Here is a 17,108-nt window from a genome sequence, read left to right on the forward strand (position 1 = left end):
TCTAACGGAAAATACATCATGCGTTGGCTTTACCTAGGACTGATTTGCTTCTGCGCAGCCAGTTGCGTAGCAAAAGCAGCCGAGCGACCAAATGTGCTGTTTATCGCGGTTGACGACCTTCGCCCAGAAATTGGCTGCTACGGAATGCCGCATATCTATTCCCCCAACATCGACAGATTGGCGGCGGAGGGAACGGTCTTCGAAAAAGCCTATTGCATGGTCCCTACCTGTGGTGCATCAAGGGCCGCACTTATGACTAGCATTCGCCCTCATCGCACTCGTTTCATCAACCATTTGACCTGGGCAGAGAAAGACGCACCGGGGATTACTACGCTCAATACCCACTTCAAAGAGAACGGCTATACCACCATTTCGAACGGGAAAATCTTCCATCACCCTACCGACAGTGAAGAGGGCTGGTCGCAGCCGGCATGGCGGCCAAAGGGTCCGACCTACAAACTCGAAGCAAGCCTTGCCGCCGCTAAGACGACTCCCAAGAAACGTGGCCCCGCTTACGAATCGGCTGATGCTGACGACGACTTTTACAACGATGGAAAAATAGCGAACAAAACGATCCAAGATCTTCGTCGTTTAAAACAGGAAGGTCAGCCGTTCTTTCTGGCAGTCGGCTTTTTCAAACCTCACCTTCCGTTTGTCGCCCCACAGAAATACTGGGACCTCTACGATCATGAAACGATCCAGCTCCCAGAAACGTATCATCGCCCCGAAAACGTCCCGGATGCTGCAATTCACAACTCTGGCGAACTGCGTGCCTACGCAGGCATTCCGGCCAAGGGACCGGTTAGCGAAGAAACGGCTCGAAACATGATTCACGGCTACTATGCTTGTGTCAGCTATACCGACGCCAATATTGGGAAGGTGCTGGATGAACTCACGCGACTCGAACTTGCCGATGACACCATTGTGGTGCTATGGGGAGATCACGGCTGGAACCTGGGCGAACATACGTTGTGGTGTAAACACTCCTGCTTTGAAACGTCGATGCACGCTCCGCTTATTGTGAAAGTACCTGGCAAGTATGCTGGCCAAAAGACAGCGGCTCTTACTGAGTTCATCGACGTCTATCCTTCGCTGTGCGAGCTTTGCGGCTTAGAGACTCCCGAGCATTGCCAAGGGCAAAGCTTCGTCCCACTGTTAAAGGATCCGACTGCTCCTGGCAAGCCATTCGCGATTGGAAGATTCCAAGCAGGCGATACCATTCGCACCGAGAACTTCCGCTATACCGAATATTCGAATCCTAAAAGCGAGGTCCATGCCACCATGCTTTACGACCATCAGCAAGATCCCGCTGAAGACAAAAATGTTGTCAAACAACCAACCTTAAAAAAAGACGTAGAACAGCTCTCTAGCAACCTGCGGAAACATAAGGGCAAGTAACTTTTGGTCGCTGCAACGGCCAAAGTTTGCTCTAATTGCTGATCGATTCTTCAAAAAATGTTCGTGTTGTAACGGTTGTAATGCGTTACAACACGCCACTTGGGTGGGATCTAGTTGTAATCCACACAAACTCAATGTGTTTTTGCAGCCAGCCGTTATTGCGCATTCTAAGCTTTCATAAGCAGCGCAATTTGCCCCCATTTTTTTGAATTCTCGTGAAGAACCATGTTTGGATTTGCCCCCCCATCCTTTGCCTCGTTTTTTTCTTATTCACAAACTAGCCCAAAGCCGACCGAGCAAGATCAGCAGCAGGCAGCGATGCTTGCGGCGATCGACCGCTCGGCGTTGATCGTCGAGCTTGATCTTTCCGGCAAGGTGCTAACGGCCAACGATAATTTTCTGCATGCCTTTGGCTACACGCTCTCTGAACTCAAGGGGAAGCCCCATTGGATGCTTGTCGATGCAGCGTATGCCAACAGCGACGAGTACCGCCAGTTTTGGCAAGAGTTAAGATCTGGCGAGTTTCATACCGGCATCTTCCAGCGAGTCGCTAAGGATGGTTCTGCCGTCCTGCTACAAGCCTCTTACAATCCGGTCTTCGATGAAGAGGGGAAGCCCACCAAGATTCTGAAAATTGCCACCGATATCAGTCATCAACTGGCTGAACGCGAGCAAGAGTCGCGATTGCGGAACATGATCGAGAATCTGCCGCTGAATATTATGTTTGCCGATCGCGATCTGATTATCCGGTACATCAACCCGAAGTCGTTACGGACTTTTCAAGAGATTCGTCATCTTTTGCCGGTTGCAATCGATCAGATCATTGGTTCCTCGATTGGCATTTTCCACAAAAACCCCAGCCATCAAGTCAGGGTGCTCAGCGACCCGCAAAACCTTCCTCTACAAACCCAATTTCAGCTTGGCGGCGAGACAATCGAATTGTGTGTTTGTGCCATTTACGATCCATCGGGCAACTACATTGGGCCGATGGCCTCGTGGAATATCATCACGGAACAAACCAGAATCCGTGGCCAGGTTGGCTCGCTAGCCGATGTGGGGCACATGGTTGCCAATAGCGTTGGGGAGATGGCTTCCGCCATCGAAGAAATCAGCCACTCGATCTGTCGCAATGCCGAGCTGGCACGCGAAACAGACGAGGAAGTTGTTTCCGCCGGCACATCTATTCGGCAACTCTCGGAGTGCAGCCAAGAGATCGATGGAATCGTGCTGGCCATTCGTGAATTGGCCGAACAAACGAACCTCTTGGCATTGAATGCCACCATCGAAGCGGCCCGTGCCGGAGAAGCAGGCCGCAGCTTTGCCGTGGTTGCCTCGGAAGTGAAATCACTCGCAACAAGCACTTCCACGGCCACCAAGGATATCGCGGAGCGTGTGTCGCGCATCCGACACAACATCGAGTCGGTTGTCTCGGCCAACGATCACATCACCACCAGCGTTGCGGAAGTGAATTTAAACACCAATACGGTCGCTTCCGCAATTGAAGAACAAGGCACCATCGTCCACGGCATGAAATCAACCGCCGATCATTTGGTTCAACTGGCGGAAGAACTCAAGAAGCTCTAAACGCCCGCACCTGGCCACATCATGTCACCAGTTGAGGACGCCATGGAGTAGAATGGATTGCGAACAATAAAGCACTGCGATTCCGCATGCAGAGATCAATAAGTTCGTAATCCATTCACTTCTTCGAGCAAGACTCCCACAACATGGCAAAGTGCGACGAAGGCTATCTGTGCGACGTTTGCGGCCAACCGGTCGAGCGGCTGTTTGAAAGCGATCTTTATCTGCGGTACGTAATCGGCATGCTCGATCCCGAGGTACTGCATACCACCCCAGAACGCCATACAAAGTGCAACCCGGCCTTGGCTCAGTTCATCGTGCACGAGAAGTTTACGCCCGTCGAGTGTGTCGGTGACTTCGATAAGCGAAATCTCGATGCGGCGTTCGTCCATCAGCGCGAACAGCTCGTCACACGCGGCTACGAACGCTTGCGTGAACTGGCACGACTTGATCTGCCAATTGTTGACTACCCGCTGCCAGAATTTCGTGGCAAATTCGCCAGGTAAAGCTTTGTTAGTGTGTCAGCGACTGCTTCGCCAACAATAAAGCGCCTCGCACAACCACCGCTTCGCCGAGGGCTGCCGGCACAATCTGGTAGCTATTAGTCAGCGGAGGAAACACGAATTCCGCCACATGCCGCTTAAGCGGCGTCAGAAAGAGTTCTTCCGGCATCATCGCCACGCCACCACCGATGACGACCACTTCCGGCGCCATGAACGTGATGGCCTGAGCGATTGCCCAGCCCAACGTTTCAACCGCATCGGCCAGCACCGTCCGGCACATGCTGCTGCCTGCCTGGGCTGCTTCGACAATGTCGCGTGTGGTCAACTGGCTGAAATCCCCCTCGCAACGATCGAGCAAGCTGCGATACTCGTCGTCGTGATCTTCTTCATCCAGGTTCTTAAGCCAATCCTTCAGTCGCTGGGCAATGCCAAACCCGCTCGATTCGGCCTCGACCGTTTCATCCGCTTCTTTGTAGCCGACGCCAGGCCGCAGGTGGCCAATTTCGGCGAAAGCCGGACGCGAGGTTCCCAGCAGTTGGCCATCCACCACATAGCCACCACCGATTCCACTGCCAACAGTCACGTAGAAGGTACTTTGATGCCCTTTTCCTGCCCCCATCGTCGCTTCCGCAAAAGCGGCCGTGTCGCAGTCGTTACGAATGGTGGTCGGCAAGCCGAAGCGATCGCGACACCAATGAGCGAGCGGAAACTGATCCCAACCTTCGACTTGGTGACTCGTCGTGATGATACCCGTCTTGGCATCAAGGGGCCCCCCAAAGCCAACGCCCATCGCATCGGCGGAATGCTCCGCTAAAAGCGAATGAACTAAAGCTTCTAACTGTTCGCGGATTCCAGCCGCCCCGTCTGCGGGAACAATGCTCTCACGGAGGCTACAAATTGGCTCTAACGTTTCTGCATCCGCTAAAGCAACTTGTAGCTTTGTGCCACCGATTTCGACACCAATCACTTTCATTAGGCGTGGCGTCCTTCGCTGTTAATCCGCGCAAACACATCGTTCAACACCCAGTGAAAGATGGCCAGGTGAATGCTTTCGACCATCCCCATGTCATCCAGCGGAACATGGAAGCTGTGCTGGGCCATGTCGCGCAGCTTGCCACCGCCGTAGCCGGTGAGACCAAGGGTTTTCAGGCCGTGCCGGTTCGACCAATCGACTGCCTTCAAGATGTTCTCGCTGTTACCGCTGCCACTGATCGCCAGCAGCACGTCCCCTTCCTGTCCGTAGTTCATTAACTGCTGCAGGAAGATCTGGTCGTAACCAACATCATTGCCAACCGCCATGATCCAACCAACGTTGTCGGTCAGGCTCAGCACTTTCAAACGGCGGAGCGATTCGTCGCCGAGGTCTTTTTCGTGGAGTGAACTTTTCCCCAGGTCTTCCGCCATATGACTGGCATTACAGCCGCTGCCGCCGTTGCCAATGATGTAGACAAAGTTGCCACTCTCGTACGCGTCATAGATCAGATCAGCCCATTTCTGGACTTGGGCATGGTCCAGCTTATCGAGTTCAGCCTTGAAGCGATCGATATACGAGGCAATGTCGAGCGAAGCTCCGAGCATGATTGTTCGTCCTTAGTCGTTTAATGCTTCCGAATGGGGGTGATACAAAATAGCGACCGGAAGCATGATTAACATGGTAAATCCGAATAGATAGCACCGGGGTAGATCACCTCCCCAGATAAGTATCCAATCGAAAGCGGAGTACAAGAGGCCAGAAAGAAAGATCGCCAGCCAGTTGGCGCGCGACATCTCGGCAATGACCTGTCCCTTTTGATCTTCGGGGGCTTTGGCTTGAAGATAAACTTGAATCGGAACAGAGAACATGCCGGTGAAAATACCCAATAAAATGAGTACCGGCAAGCTACCCCACAGCCCAAGCATGTGCCCATGATTGCTCCCAGGCGTGGCCATCAGCCCCAAGCAGAACAAGATTCCCCAGGCACCAATTTGCACCAAGCGAAATTCAATCTTGCCACTGGAAAGCACCCCGGCCAACATGCAACCAATGCCAATGCCCAGCCCAATCGCTCCGCCGAGCCAACTGGTTTGAGCATCGGAGAGCTCGAGTTGCACTTTCCCTAGCGAGTTCACACCTTGCTGCACAATTCCCGCACACAGCCAGAACATGCACGACGCCAAGAGCGCCTTTAAGATCGAGTGATCTTGCATGAACAGGTGCAGCGTCTTCTTCGGAATTCCAAACGACTGCAATGTGAACTTGGCCTTGGGGGTTGCCGGAGGTGTGCGGCGGATAGCTATCGACGTAAGTGTGCCGACAATGGCCACCCCCACGCAAACCAACGAAGCCATCCATAGATGGCCTGGCAGCCAGTCGCTCAGAAAACCGGCCAATACCGTTCCGAAAATGATTGCCAGAAAGGTCGTCATCAGGAATACGCCGTTGACTTTGGGTAAGTCACGACCATGAAACAACTCTGGCAGAATACCATACTTGGCTGGTGCAAAGAGCGTACTTTGAAAGCCCATAAACGCCAGCACGGCCAACAGACCCGCCATACCAAATTGGTCGTACCAGAAGAAAGCAACGACACCTAGCGCCATCGCGATAATCTCCATCACCTTCGAGATGATGATGATATGCGTCTTGCTGAACTTGTCTGCCAGAAAACCGGTTGGCCCTGCAAACAAGACGAAGGGAGCAGCAAACACTACCATGGCCAGGCCTTGATAGTCGACGGCGTCTTTGTCCTGCAGAGCTTGATTCACCGCAACTAACAACAGCAGTTGTTTAAAGATATTGTCGTTGAAAGCCCCGAAGAACTGGGTAGACGTACTCGCCCAGAACGAGGAATCCCCGCTGAGATGGTTCGGTATCGATTCGGAAACAAGAGCCGTTTCCTGGGGCGATTCGTACGGATTGGTTTTCGCGTCCATGGGGGCATTATCAACTTTTGCAGGAAGTGATCCTAGGCGAGTGCGCATAGAAAACGCGGTCAAACTGGCTGACCGCGTTATATTTTCTGAAAAGTTATCTGCCGAGCGATAATCCCTCCCCTCCGCAACGGGAGGGGAAAGCAGAGCTAAATCCCTTAGCTTTGATCGCCTTGTAAGCTGATCAACTCATCCTGCGAGGCCATCGCACGGATTTCTTCGGTGATCTTCATGCTGCAGTACTTAGGACCGCACATGCTGCAGAAGTGAGCACTTTTGAAGGTGTCTTGCGGCAAGGTTTGATCGTGGTACGCCTTGGCAGTCTCAGGATCGAGCGACAAACGGAACTGCTCGTTCCAATCGAACGAGAAACGGGCCTTGCTCAAAGCATCGTCCCGATCACGAGCCCCAGGGCGGTGCCGGGCAACATCCGCAGCATGGGCGGCGATCTTGTAGGCGATCACACCCTGGCGAACGTCATCTTTTTCGGGCAAACCGAGGTGTTCTTTCGGCGTAACGTAGCACAGCATCGCAGCCCCATGCCAACCAGCCAACGCAGCACCAATCGCACTGGTGATGTGGTCGTAACCAGGAGCGATATCGGTAACGAGCGGGCCAAGCACGTAGAACGGAGCGCCATCGCAAACTTCTTGCTGACGCTTCATGTTCATTTCGATCTGATCCATCGGCACGTGGCCAGGACCTTCGACCATGACTTGCGTTCCGTTGGCCCGGCCACGATGAGTCAGTTCACCCAGGACATCCAATTCCGAGAATTGAGCCGCGTCGGAAGCGTCGGCTAGCGAGCCAGGACGAAGACTATCCCCCAGGCTCCACGTGACGTCGTACTGACGCATGATATCGCACAAATCGTCGAAGTGCGTGTACAGCGGGTTTTGTTTGCGGTGGGCCATCATCCACTTGGCAATCAGCGAACCACCACGGCTGACGATCCCGGTTATACGGTTGGTCGTCAGGTGCAGGTGTTCTAGCAGAATGCCGCAGTGGATCGTCATGTAGTCGACCCCCTGCTTGGCTTGATGCTCGACCATATCCAAGAAGTTTTGCGGCTGCATGTCTTCCATGCGGCCACCTAGTTCTTCCAGCATTTGGTACATCGGAACCGTACCGATCGGCACCGGGCTTTTCTCGATGATTTGCTTACGGATTTCGTCGATGTTTTTGCCGGTCGACAAGTCCATCACCGTATCCGCACCGTGATGCACGGCGACGTGAAGCTTTTCGAGTTCCCCGCCAAGATCGCTGGTAACGGCACTATTGCCGATGTTGGCGTTGATCTTGCATTTGGCAGCCAGGCCGATGCCCATCGGTTCGAGCACGCCTTGCAGGTGAACCTTGTTTGCCGGAATCACCATGCGGCCCGCAGCCACTTCATCCCGCACCAATTCAGGAGAAAGATTCTCCCGCTTGGCGACATACTCCATTTCCGGGGTGATTGTCCCCTCTTTTGCTGCAAGCAGTTGCGTCGACATGAAATTCAGAGTCCTCGTTCAGGCCGCCGGCCTGTTTCGCGTAGCGCGGCGCGTGTGCGTAACCGCTGGATTATCAAAGCCTTTCGCTTCTCGGTTCATCGTATCGCGTCCCCCCTGCATGTCAATCTGGCATCTGGGCAAACCTTAGTGGTAAAGGGACGTTTTCGGCCCAAAATCAAAGGGTTTTCAGATACTCCAACACAACGTCTTTTTCCTCTTCGCTGAGCGAGTTAGGAAAGTCGTGTCCAGCAGCACTCTTGCCGAATCGAGACGTGTCGAAGACCTCGCGTTTGTCGATCGCCGGGAGCCCCACCGGAATCTCCGACAATTCTGTCACGGTGATCCCCATTTTCTGATGGTCGTATTGTTTACCAGCCCACTGCCAAATCTGAGGACGCTGCTCTGGGTGCAACACGTGCCACAGCGTTGGGACCGAACCATTGTGAAAATAGGGAGCCGTGGCCCAAACGCCATCCAGCGGCGGGGCAACGTAGCCTGCCGGATCGGCAATCAGGCCGGCTTTCTCGCCATACTCGTTGAACCAGCTTTTGCCATAGACTTCGCGATGCTCTGGCGAGAGGGCATCGAGCCGGGCACGATCGGTCTTAATTTCATCTATCGCAACCATTCGCTGCGGATAAGTGGCGTTTTCGCCGTAGGTTCCGTGACATTCACTACAGTGCTTGTTAAAAACAATCCGGCCCGCTTCTGCTTTTTGTGGGTCAATCTGGCCAGAATACTTTGGCGACTCCAGAGAATTTAAATAGGCGTAGATATCGCGGAAGTCGTCTTCTCGCTCGCGAAACGACTTAGCGCCATTTTCGCGAACCATCGTAAATTGCAATAAAGCACGATGCCCTTTCGGGGCAAATCCATCGATGTAGAGGTTATCTTTCCGCGAGAAATGCCACCATGGAGGTGGTTCCATATCGTGGTGCAGCATCCGCGGAAATCGAGCCCCTGGCACGAAGTTGAGATCGGCATCGCGTAACGAAATCAACGCCACTCCAAAGTTCACGGCATTGGTCGTTCCTTTGTTTTCGCCCAGCGGAAAAACCAACGAACTGTAATCGGTAGCGACCATTTTCTTACCCAACAAGGCTTTCGTCAGGCGAATATCGTCGGTGATCCCGGCAAAGTCGAAGCGGTTGTTCGGTAAACCAGGCAGCGGCTTCCCATCGATCTCTCCACCGTGGCACGAGAAACAATTAAGGGTCCAATTCCCTTTTTTATCGACCACATATTGCAGCGGCTTGGTGGGGGCTTCCGGGCGTCCGGTCAGCCCATAGCGATCGAAGGCCATCTGGCGACGCTCGTCCGGCGTGCTCTTTTCGGCCTGACTACGGAGCGGTTCAGGCCAAATTCGCCAGACGTTGTCGAAGGTTTCCTGATCGAAATAGGGGGGTAGATAGGTTGTGTTGATCAGATGATCGTAGCCAGCGGCCGGATCAGGTTCGCCGGCATGGCAAGCACTCGCCACACTCAACAGACAAAGCAGGCCACATATCCAAACAGTAGTTCGCCGTATCATGGGCTCTCGTACGCTTATCACCAACCAGGGAATTCGAGTGCGACTTTACTTTTTTGAACCGCGTTCAAGCAGATATCGCAACCGCGACCTCGATTATAGGAAATCGAGGGAACTCTCGGCCATATAAAAGCCCAACCCACTTGTCAGCTATCACCTGGCCAAGCAAATTACAGGGCAACCGAGTGGGAGCAAGGATTGAACAATATCGCAGCCAACAACCGAACTGACGTGGCCATTGTGGGGGGAGGCGCCGCTGGCCTGCTGGCAGCCATCTGGGCGGCTCGTACGAACCCGCAACGACGTATCGTGATTCTCGACGGTGCCAAACGCATTGGGGCCAAAATCTTGATCGCTGGCGGTGGTCGTTGCAATGTCACCAACGAAAAGATCACCCCACAAGACTATTGCGGCAGTTCGCCCAATGCCATTCGCAAGGTTCTCAATCGTTTTTCCCAACCACAAACGGTCGAATTTTTCGCTCAGCTAGGGGTCAAGCTGAAAAAGGAACCAACCGGCAAGCTATTCCCAGTTTCCGACAAAGCCAAAACGGTCCTAGACGCCTTGCTGAGCGAGGTGCGCCGCCTGGGTGTTGAGATTGCCTTGGAACATCGTGTCGAGAACATCAAACCCGTCTCCGATGAATCTGGGGAATCGTCTTTCGAGATCACCGGCCCCTGGGGACACTTAGTTAGTCGCCAAACCGTTTTAGCAACCGGCGGCAAAAGCGTCCCCAAGACCGGCAGCGACGGGCACGGCTTCGAGCTGGCACGTCGATTAGGGCACCAATTAACCCCAATCATCTTGCCGGCGCTGGTTCCCCTTCAGCTTTCTAGTAGTGACCCACTAACCCAACTTGCTGGAATTTCGCTGCCGGCCAAGCTGGAACTGGCCGAGACCAGCGGCAAAAGCCTGGAAAAGGTTCAGGGAGACTTACTGCTAACCCACAAAGGACTCTCTGGCCCGGCCGTGCTCGACATGAGCCGCCACTGGCTAACCGCCGCCGAGCAACGAGAAGTCCGGCTTTGTGCGAACTGGTTGCCGGACGTTCCAGCCGAGCAAATACAAGCGGAGCTACTTTCGCTGGGCAAACGTTCTGTTCGCAACTATCTGCGGGAACGCTTGCCTGATCGGCTGGTCGACCATTTGCTTCTCTCGGCGTCCGTACCACCAGACCAAACAGGCGTCGACCTCACCAAGCCCCAGCGGAAAGCAATCGGCACCGCAGTGAGCGCTTACCCTTTAAACATCACCGGCACGCTAGGATTTAAAGTGGCCGAGGTGACGGCCGGGGGCGTTCCCTTGTCACAAATCGACCTAAAGACGATGCAATCGCGTCTGGTCCCAGGGCTGTTCTTATGTGGCGAGGTCTGTGATGTCGACGGGCGTATTGGTGGCTTCAACTTCCAGTGGGCTTGGTCTAGCGGCTACGTCGTGGGGACATCGCTCTAGAAATCGAGGTGCCGGTTTCTGCCTGACAATGCTAGAATAGGCTTCCTCCTACCTGGCTATCTCCTCACGAGGATTTCCTTTCCATGCGATTTCTGCTAACCCTTACCTTACTCGCTTTTCTTCTGGGTTGTGGCAGCGCGACAGATGCCGCCAAGAGTGACCATCCAAACGTTGCCCCCACGCAAGACGACCTCGCCACCGAAGCGTTAGTCGTCAATGCTGGTGGGCGGATTGAGAAAGACAAAAGCGGTGCGGTTACCCTCGTTGATTTTTCAGGCAAGCCATTGGATGAAAAGCTGATCAGTCGCATCGGTACTCTCCCCAATCTGCAAAAACTTCTCCTGCGCGGGTGTACGGTTTCGAATGAAATGTTCACCAAGCTTGCCGCCCCCAGCAATCTGCAAGTCCTCGATCTGCGAGAAACGCCCCTGACCGGAAAATGTTTGTCTCAAATCGGCAAGTGCGCGAAATTGCGAAATCTGCAGTTCCGAGGCAACGCGATCACCGACAACGACCTCAAACATCTCGCCAATCTCACCGAGCTGAAAGTGCTGGGCCTGGATGAAACGGCGGTCGATGGCAATGCGTTCGGCGAGCTATCTGGCCTAGCCCAACTGGAAGAGCTGTACCTGTTCGGCACCCCGTTTCTTGAAGTCAACCTGCCGAAGCTGGCTCCTTTCACCAAGTTAAAGCGGCTCCGCTTGCGTGGCACCTTGATTACGGGAGACGGTTTCGTTGATCTCGCGGGACTTACCGCATTGGAAGACCTCGATGTGAGCGAAACGGGTTTTAAAGATGCTTCGGTTGATCATCTTAAGCCTTTTTCCCAGCTCAAACGCTTAAACCTATGGGCAACCAAAATCGGCGACAATGCCGTTCCCACCGTAGCCGAGTTCAACTCACTGGAATGGCTAAATCTCGATCGCAACTCGATTGGCGATAAGAACATTCATGACCTCACCAAGCTCCCCAACCTGACTTGGCTGCACCTGGGATCAACCTTGTTGACCGACGATGGGCTCATGCAGTTAGCCCCCATGAAACAACTTCAAACGCTAATTGTTACCCGCACGGAAGTGACCGACGAAGGAGCCGCCAAACTGGCTCACGAATTGCCCAAAACCAAGATTCAACACATCTACAAACCCGAGAAGAATGAGTCCTGATCTTCTCTTCCACGCCCCCCATGATCGCTGAAAATGCGGGTGCACGCCCCCTTTTAATCGTATCGTTCCGCATAATCGCTGCAGTTCTTTGGCAACAGATGCGGTTCCCACTTTGCGCAATCTCTGGATCGTAAGCGACTTCCGCCAATTCCAAGAATCAATGCTATAGTTTCACAAACAAGTCGTACGCGACTAACTGGCTTTTGAATTACTCGGATCGGCTACGTTACTGAGATTGAGCCGACTGCAGCGCAGTGAATTCGTTTATGTCTCTTGAGGAGATGGCTGCGAATTCACGCCTTGTACTCGGCCCAATCTCGCTAACACGCTTTCGAAGCTGAAAATCAACTGCCTGCTAAGCGGCAGCGTTTTGGGCGCTACGGCTCTAGTAAAAACTCATCACAAGCAGATTGAAGACTTCGTCGGGACAGCGACGTCCATCTTGTGTGGCTCGCATCTGCTCGACGATTCATTTGGGCGAATCAGGGAAGCATGACGGCTATCGAAACGATCTCGCGGCAACTCCAAGGAAACGTCAAGGACTTGATGTCGGTCAAAGTGCATACCGCGACGGTGGGCACTCACGTTAACATCGTGGCCGACCTAATGGCCCGCTACGCCCTGCGACGAGTCGTGATTGTCGATAACACCAAAAAGGTGATTGGGGTCGTCTCGCAGCGTGATATCGTTCGCGCGTTGATTAACCCCAATGCAACGCCCGAAGGCGAAGATGCCGAACCGCTACGAGTCGAGCAATTGATTACCGTCGACCGCCCGGTCACCGTCGGCCCTGAAGTCCCGTTAGCGCGGGCCGCCTACGTCTTAGCGACCAACAAAATTGGCTGCCTCCCGGTGATCGATTCTTCGCACTGCTTGATCGGCGTACTTTCCATTTCGGATATCATTCAGTTCTTGGCGGAAGACAACGTGGAAGGCATGGAAACAGCCTTCGAGATGTATTCTCCGAAGAATGACGCCAAGTCGCGTATGCCGGCCTATGTGCGCAAAATGAATGGCGACCTAGTCATTCCGCTGAAGAATATCGAGAACAAACGGGCCCGGATGGACTACGCTGTCTTGGGTTACGATCCGCCCACCGGCCGCATCCTGATCAAGTTCGTGCGTTCGACCACTGACGAAGCCATCGCGACCAAGATCCAGGACGATAACTTGATCATTCCCGCGCAAGGCTTTGTGCGTCACTTTAGCCTGATCGGCAAAGTGGCCGCTTTTGAGGTTTCCGACCACAACCAAAGCAAGTTCTTGGTTCTTTCCCCCAAAAGCACTTCGTCGTCGACGGTCAATGCCATGGGGACGACCTAGCGTTATCCGATCGCTTAGGTCGTTATGGATCGTACGACAAGTTCGGGGCCAGCCACTTCTCTACGTCTTTCAGCGGCATGCCTTTGCGTTTGGCGTAGTCCTCGACCTGATCGCGTCCAAGTTGATGAATGGCAAAATAACGGGCTGCCGGATGAGCGAAATATAAACCGCTGACACTGGCTGCCGGCATCATTGCCAAGCTCTCGGTTAGCTCGATGCCGGTCTCTTGCGTGGCATTCAGCAAGCGGAACAACGTCCACTTTTCCGTGTGATCTGGCTGCGCCGGATAACCTGGCGCGGGACGAATCCCACGATACGATTCCTTGATCAACTCTTCGTTGCTAAGTTCTTCGTCTTGGCCAAATCGCCAATGCTGTCGGGCCTCTTGGTGCAAACGCTCGGCAAACGCTTCCGCAAAACGATCGGCTAGGGCCTTGGCCATGATCGAGTTGTAATCGTCGTGGTCAGCATCAAACTTGGCGACCAATTCGTTGCAACCAATCCCGGTCGTCACCGCGAACGCCCCCAGGTAATCGCGTCGGCCACTCTCCACCGGGGCAATGTAGTCGGACAGTGCCCGGAAATCGTTTTGCCCCTTCCGCTCCCACTGCTGACGAAGCGTGAAGAAACGCTCGATTTCTTTCTCTGGGTCGTTCGGATCGTAAACGACAATATCATCGCCATCGGCGGCCGCTGGCCAGAAGCCAAAGACCCCATTGGCTGTCAGCAGCTTCTTCTCGATGATTTCGTCGAGCAGTACATTGGCATCGTGAAAAAGCTTCTTCGCTTCTTCGCCGACGTATTTATCTTCAAAGATCTTGGGATACTTGCCTTTCAATTCCCAGGAATTGAAGAAGGGAGACCAATCGATGTATTCCCGTAGCGTTTTCAGGGGAAACTCACGAAAGGTCTTGCTGCCGGTGAAGTCAGGCGTCGGGATATCGACGGTTGCCCAATCGGTCTGAAAGCGTTTCTCGCGTGCCGTCCGAAGAGGCACCAAGGAAACGGCTTGGCGCTTGCGATAAGATTCGACCAACTCGGTTTGCAGGTTGCGGTTCTTTTCCAGAAACGCTGGCGAGTTTTCTTTGCTCAGCAGTTGATCCACAACCCCCACGCTCCGCGAAGCATCAAGGACATGCACGACGGCGCCTTCGTAAGCAGGAGCAATTTTTACGGCGGTATGCTTAGCGCTGGTTGTGGCCCCGCCGATCAGCAGCGGAATTTTCATTCCGGCGGCCTGCATCTCTTCGGCCACGTGAACCATTTCGTCCAAGCTAGGCGTAATCAGCCCCGATAAGCCAATCACGTCGACTCCATGTTGTTTGGCGGCCGCCAAGATTTTGTCGCAGTGGACCATCACACCAAGATCGATGATCTCGTAATTGTTGCACCCCAGCACCACGCCCACGATATTCTTGCCAATATCGTGCACGTCACCTTTCACGGTGGCCATTAAGATTTTGCCGCGGGCATCGGATTCGGTGGTCCCTAGTTCTTCTTTTTCCTTTTCCATGTAAGGAAGCAAGTAGGCAACCGCTTTCTTCATCACGCGAGCGCTTTTGACGACCTGAGGCAGGAACATCTTGCCGGCACCGAATAGATCGCCAACGACGTTCATGCCGTCCATCAGCGGCCCTTCGATGATACGCAAACAGCGATCAAATTTTTGCCGAGCTTCTTCGGTATCTTCCTCAATAAACCGATCGATCCCTTTCACCAGCGAATGAGATAGCCGCTGCTCGACGGGGGCTTCTCGCCACGAGAGATCCTCGGCTTTCGGCCCGGCCCCTTTTTGGTGCTTAACTGTCTCGGCGAAATCGACCAGCCGCTCGGTGGCATCTGGGCGTTTGTTGAACAAAACGTCCTCGATCAGGTCGCGTAGTTCCTTGGGCACTTCGTCGTAGACCGCCAATTGACCAGCGTTGACAATTCCCATGTCGAGCCCCGCCTTGATGGCGTGATACAGGAAAACAGCATGGATGGCCTCGCGGACGACATCATTTCCACGGAATGAAAACGATACGTTGCTTACCCCGCCAGAAACTTTCGCCCCGGGGCAAACCTGTTTGATCTTCCGGGTCGCTTCAATAAAGTTGATCGCGTAGTCGTTGTGTTCCTCGATGCCGGTGGCCACCGTCAAAATGTTCGGATCGAAGATAATATCGGTCGGGTTGAACTGAAGCTTCTCGACCAACAAGTCATAAGCCCGCTTGCAGATCTCGACTTTGCGGTCCATCTCCACAGCCTGGCCTACTTCGTCGAACGCCATCACGACAACCGCCGCCCCGTAGTCGCGACAAAGTTGAGCCTTCTTGAGGAACTCTTCTTCCCCTTCCTTGAGGCTGATCGAGTTGACAATCGACTTCCCCTGCACACAGCGCAGTCCCGATTCGATGACCGTCCATTTGGAGCTGTCGATCATGACCGGCACTTTGCAGATGTCTGGCTCGGCCGCGATCAAATTCAAGTAGCGTGCCATGGCCGCTTCGCCGTCGAGCAAAGCGTCGTCCATGTTCACGTCGATCACATTGGCACCACTTGCGACCTGCTGCCGCGCGACTTCAACCGCATCTTCGAATAGTTCTTCCCGAATCAAACGAGCAAATCGTCGCGAACCGGTCACGTTGGTCCGTTCGCCGATCATCACAAAATTGGTATTCGGCGTAATGGTAAACGGTTCTTGTCCGCTCAGTCGGGTTAGCGGTTCCGGATGAGCAAGCGGTCGAGGTGCGTAGTCACGCATCACTTCCGCGATCGCTTGAATATGCTGCGGCGTGCTGCCACAGCAACCGCCCACAATGTTCAGCCAGCCATGCTCGGCAAAATCACGCAGTGTAGCGGCCATTTGATCAGGCGTTTGATCATATTCCCCCATCTCGTTCGGCAAGCCGGCATTCGGATGGCAACTGACATAGCAACCAGCAATCGACGAAAGCTCTTGCACATAAGGCCGCATCAGTTCGGCCCCAAGCGCGCAGTTGATCCCCACGCTGAGCATCGGGAAGTGAGAAACCGAATTCCAGAAGGCCTCGACCGTTTGCCCAGACAAAGTCCGTCCCGAGGCGTCGGTGATTGTGACCGATGTCATCACCGGCAGTTCAATTCCCTGTTCACGATAATACTTCTCGAGCGCAAAGAGACACGCTTTTAAGTTCAACGTGTCGAAGGTCGTTTCCGGAAACAAGATATCGACGCCGGCCTCGACCATGGCATCAATCTGCACAAGGTACGAGTTGACCAACTGGTCGAAGGTGACATCGCGGAAACCGGGGTCTTCGATACGTCGCGAGATGGATGCGGTCTTGCTGGTGGGGCCAATCGAACCAGCCACATAACGGCGGTTATCGGGATCGCGATCGTTAAACTCGTCGGCGACTTTCTTCGCCAATTTCACCGCGGCCACATTGATATCGGTGGCCAACTGCTCGCTCAGGCCGAATTCCTCCATGGCAACCGGGGTCGCTCCGAAGGTATTCGTTTCAATAATATGAGCCCCTGCTTCCAGGAATTGGCGGTGAATTCCCTCGATAATCTCTGGCTTCGTCAAACAAAGCAGGTCGCTGAAGTTGCGCAAATCCTTCGTCGCATCGGCAAACTGAGCCCCTCGCACATCGTCTTCCGATAGCTTGAATTTCTGAATCATGGTCCCCATGGCACCATCGAGAATCAGAATTCGCTTTTGAATGTCTTGGAAAACCGGGTGCTGGCGACCGGCGAAACGGGGACCTGGCATGTGTCGTTTCCGATGGACTTA

The 17,108-nt window shown here is 53.9% G+C and carries 12 protein-coding genes; 6 read left to right on the forward strand and 6 right to left on the reverse strand.

All coding sequences use genetic code 11. From position 1 onward, the window contains the following. Nucleotides 1-18: 18 nt before the first annotated feature. The 3 genes from DTL42_RS11950 to DTL42_RS11960 all read left to right on the forward strand — a co-directional run bounded on the left by DTL42_RS11950 (nucleotide 19) and on the right by DTL42_RS11960 (nucleotide 3,485). Complete coding sequence (locus DTL42_RS11950; RefSeq protein ID WP_114368958.1) at nucleotides 19-1,398, forward strand: sulfatase; 1,380 nt, start codon at nucleotides 19-21, stop codon at nucleotides 1,396-1,398. Between the two features lie 225 nt (nucleotides 1,399-1,623). Continuing rightward, nucleotides 1,624-2,982: a PAS domain-containing methyl-accepting chemotaxis protein gene (locus DTL42_RS11955; protein ID WP_114368959.1), complete on the forward strand. Its 1,359-nt coding sequence runs from the start codon at nucleotides 1,624-1,626 to the stop codon at nucleotides 2,980-2,982. Between the two features lie 143 nt (nucleotides 2,983-3,125). Beyond that, nucleotides 3,126-3,485: a hypothetical protein gene (locus DTL42_RS11960; RefSeq protein WP_114368960.1), complete on the forward strand. Its 360-nt coding sequence runs from the start codon at nucleotides 3,126-3,128 to the stop codon at nucleotides 3,483-3,485. A 7-nt stretch (nucleotides 3,486-3,492) separates the two neighbouring features. On the opposite strand, the gene DTL42_RS11965 is transcribed toward DTL42_RS11960, so the two are convergent. From DTL42_RS11965 to DTL42_RS11985, 5 genes are all read right to left on the reverse strand, one after another. After that, nucleotides 3,493-4,455, reverse strand: coding sequence for an ROK family protein (locus tag DTL42_RS11965; protein ID WP_114368961.1), 963 nt, complete (start codon nucleotides 4,453-4,455; stop codon nucleotides 3,493-3,495). Beyond that, nucleotides 4,455-5,060 carry a D-sedoheptulose-7-phosphate isomerase gene (locus DTL42_RS11970; protein ID WP_114368962.1) on the reverse strand — a complete coding sequence of 202 codons (606 nt, stop codon included), beginning with the start codon at nucleotides 5,058-5,060 and terminating at the stop codon, nucleotides 4,455-4,457. The genes DTL42_RS11965 and DTL42_RS11970 overlap by 1 nt, the downstream gene beginning before the upstream one ends. A gap of 12 nt (nucleotides 5,061-5,072) precedes the next feature. Beyond that, nucleotides 5,073-6,395 (reverse strand): MFS transporter, encoded by a 1,323-nt coding sequence (locus DTL42_RS11975; protein ID WP_158545344.1) that lies wholly within the window; start codon nucleotides 6,393-6,395, stop codon nucleotides 5,073-5,075. Between the two features lie 155 nt (nucleotides 6,396-6,550). After that, complete coding sequence (gene thiC / locus DTL42_RS11980; RefSeq protein WP_114368964.1) at nucleotides 6,551-7,885, reverse strand: phosphomethylpyrimidine synthase ThiC; 1,335 nt, start codon at nucleotides 7,883-7,885, stop codon at nucleotides 6,551-6,553. A gap of 175 nt (nucleotides 7,886-8,060) precedes the next feature. Next, nucleotides 8,061-9,416 carry a c-type cytochrome gene (locus DTL42_RS11985; protein ID WP_114368965.1) on the reverse strand — a complete coding sequence of 452 codons (1,356 nt, stop codon included), beginning with the start codon at nucleotides 9,414-9,416 and terminating at the stop codon, nucleotides 8,061-8,063. 195 nt (nucleotides 9,417-9,611) lie between these two features. Here DTL42_RS11985 and DTL42_RS11990 point away from each other — a divergent pair, with 195 nt between their 5' ends. The 3 genes from DTL42_RS11990 (at nucleotide 9,612) to DTL42_RS12000 (ending at nucleotide 13,354) form a co-directional block, all read left to right on the forward strand. Then, complete coding sequence (locus DTL42_RS11990) at nucleotides 9,612-10,865, forward strand: NAD(P)/FAD-dependent oxidoreductase (protein WP_234824180.1); 1,254 nt, start codon at nucleotides 9,612-9,614, stop codon at nucleotides 10,863-10,865. A gap of 83 nt (nucleotides 10,866-10,948) precedes the next feature. Then, complete coding sequence (locus DTL42_RS11995) at nucleotides 10,949-12,031, forward strand: leucine-rich repeat domain-containing protein (protein ID WP_114368966.1); 1,083 nt, start codon at nucleotides 10,949-10,951, stop codon at nucleotides 12,029-12,031. 492 nt (nucleotides 12,032-12,523) lie between these two features. Next, entirely contained in the window at nucleotides 12,524-13,354 is an 831-nt protein-coding gene (locus DTL42_RS12000; RefSeq protein ID WP_114368967.1) for a CBS domain-containing protein, read from the forward strand. Nucleotides 13,355-13,376: 22 nt separating this feature from the next. Here DTL42_RS12000 and metH read toward each other — a convergent pair whose 3' ends face one another. Further along, nucleotides 13,377-17,087 carry a methionine synthase gene (gene metH, locus DTL42_RS12005; RefSeq protein WP_114368968.1) on the reverse strand — a complete coding sequence of 1,237 codons (3,711 nt, stop codon included), beginning with the start codon at nucleotides 17,085-17,087 and terminating at the stop codon, nucleotides 13,377-13,379. Nucleotides 17,088-17,108: the final 21 nt, after the last annotated feature.

The organism is Bremerella cremea, assembly GCF_003335505.1.
Taxonomy (GTDB): Bacteria; Planctomycetota; Planctomycetia; order Pirellulales; family Pirellulaceae; genus Bremerella; species Bremerella cremea_A.

Coding starts and splice junctions, on each gene's coding strand:
- DTL42_RS11950 (WP_114368958.1), top strand. CDS start 19: ATGCGTTGGCTTTACCTAGGACTGATTTGCTTCTGCGCAGCCAGTTGC.
- DTL42_RS11955 (WP_114368959.1), top strand. CDS start 1,624: ATGTTTGGATTTGCCCCCCCATCCTTTGCCTCGTTTTTTTCTTATTCA.
- DTL42_RS11960 (WP_114368960.1), top strand. CDS start 3,126: ATGGCAAAGTGCGACGAAGGCTATCTGTGCGACGTTTGCGGCCAACCG.
- DTL42_RS11965 (WP_114368961.1), bottom strand. CDS start 4,455: ATGAAAGTGATTGGTGTCGAAATCGGTGGCACAAAGCTACAAGTTGCT.
- DTL42_RS11970 (WP_114368962.1), bottom strand. CDS start 5,060: ATGCTCGGAGCTTCGCTCGACATTGCCTCGTATATCGATCGCTTCAAG.
- DTL42_RS11975 (WP_158545344.1), bottom strand. CDS start 6,395: ATGGACGCGAAAACCAATCCGTACGAATCGCCCCAGGAAACGGCTCTT.
- thiC (WP_114368964.1), bottom strand. CDS start 7,885: ATGTCGACGCAACTGCTTGCAGCAAAAGAGGGGACAATCACCCCGGAA.
- DTL42_RS11985 (WP_114368965.1), bottom strand. CDS start 9,416: ATGATACGGCGAACTACTGTTTGGATATGTGGCCTGCTTTGTCTGTTG.
- DTL42_RS11995 (WP_114368966.1), top strand. CDS start 10,949: ATGCGATTTCTGCTAACCCTTACCTTACTCGCTTTTCTTCTGGGTTGT.
- DTL42_RS12000 (WP_114368967.1), top strand. CDS start 12,524: ATGACGGCTATCGAAACGATCTCGCGGCAACTCCAAGGAAACGTCAAG.
- metH (WP_114368968.1), bottom strand. CDS start 17,087: ATGCCAGGTCCCCGTTTCGCCGGTCGCCAGCACCCGGTTTTCCAAGAC.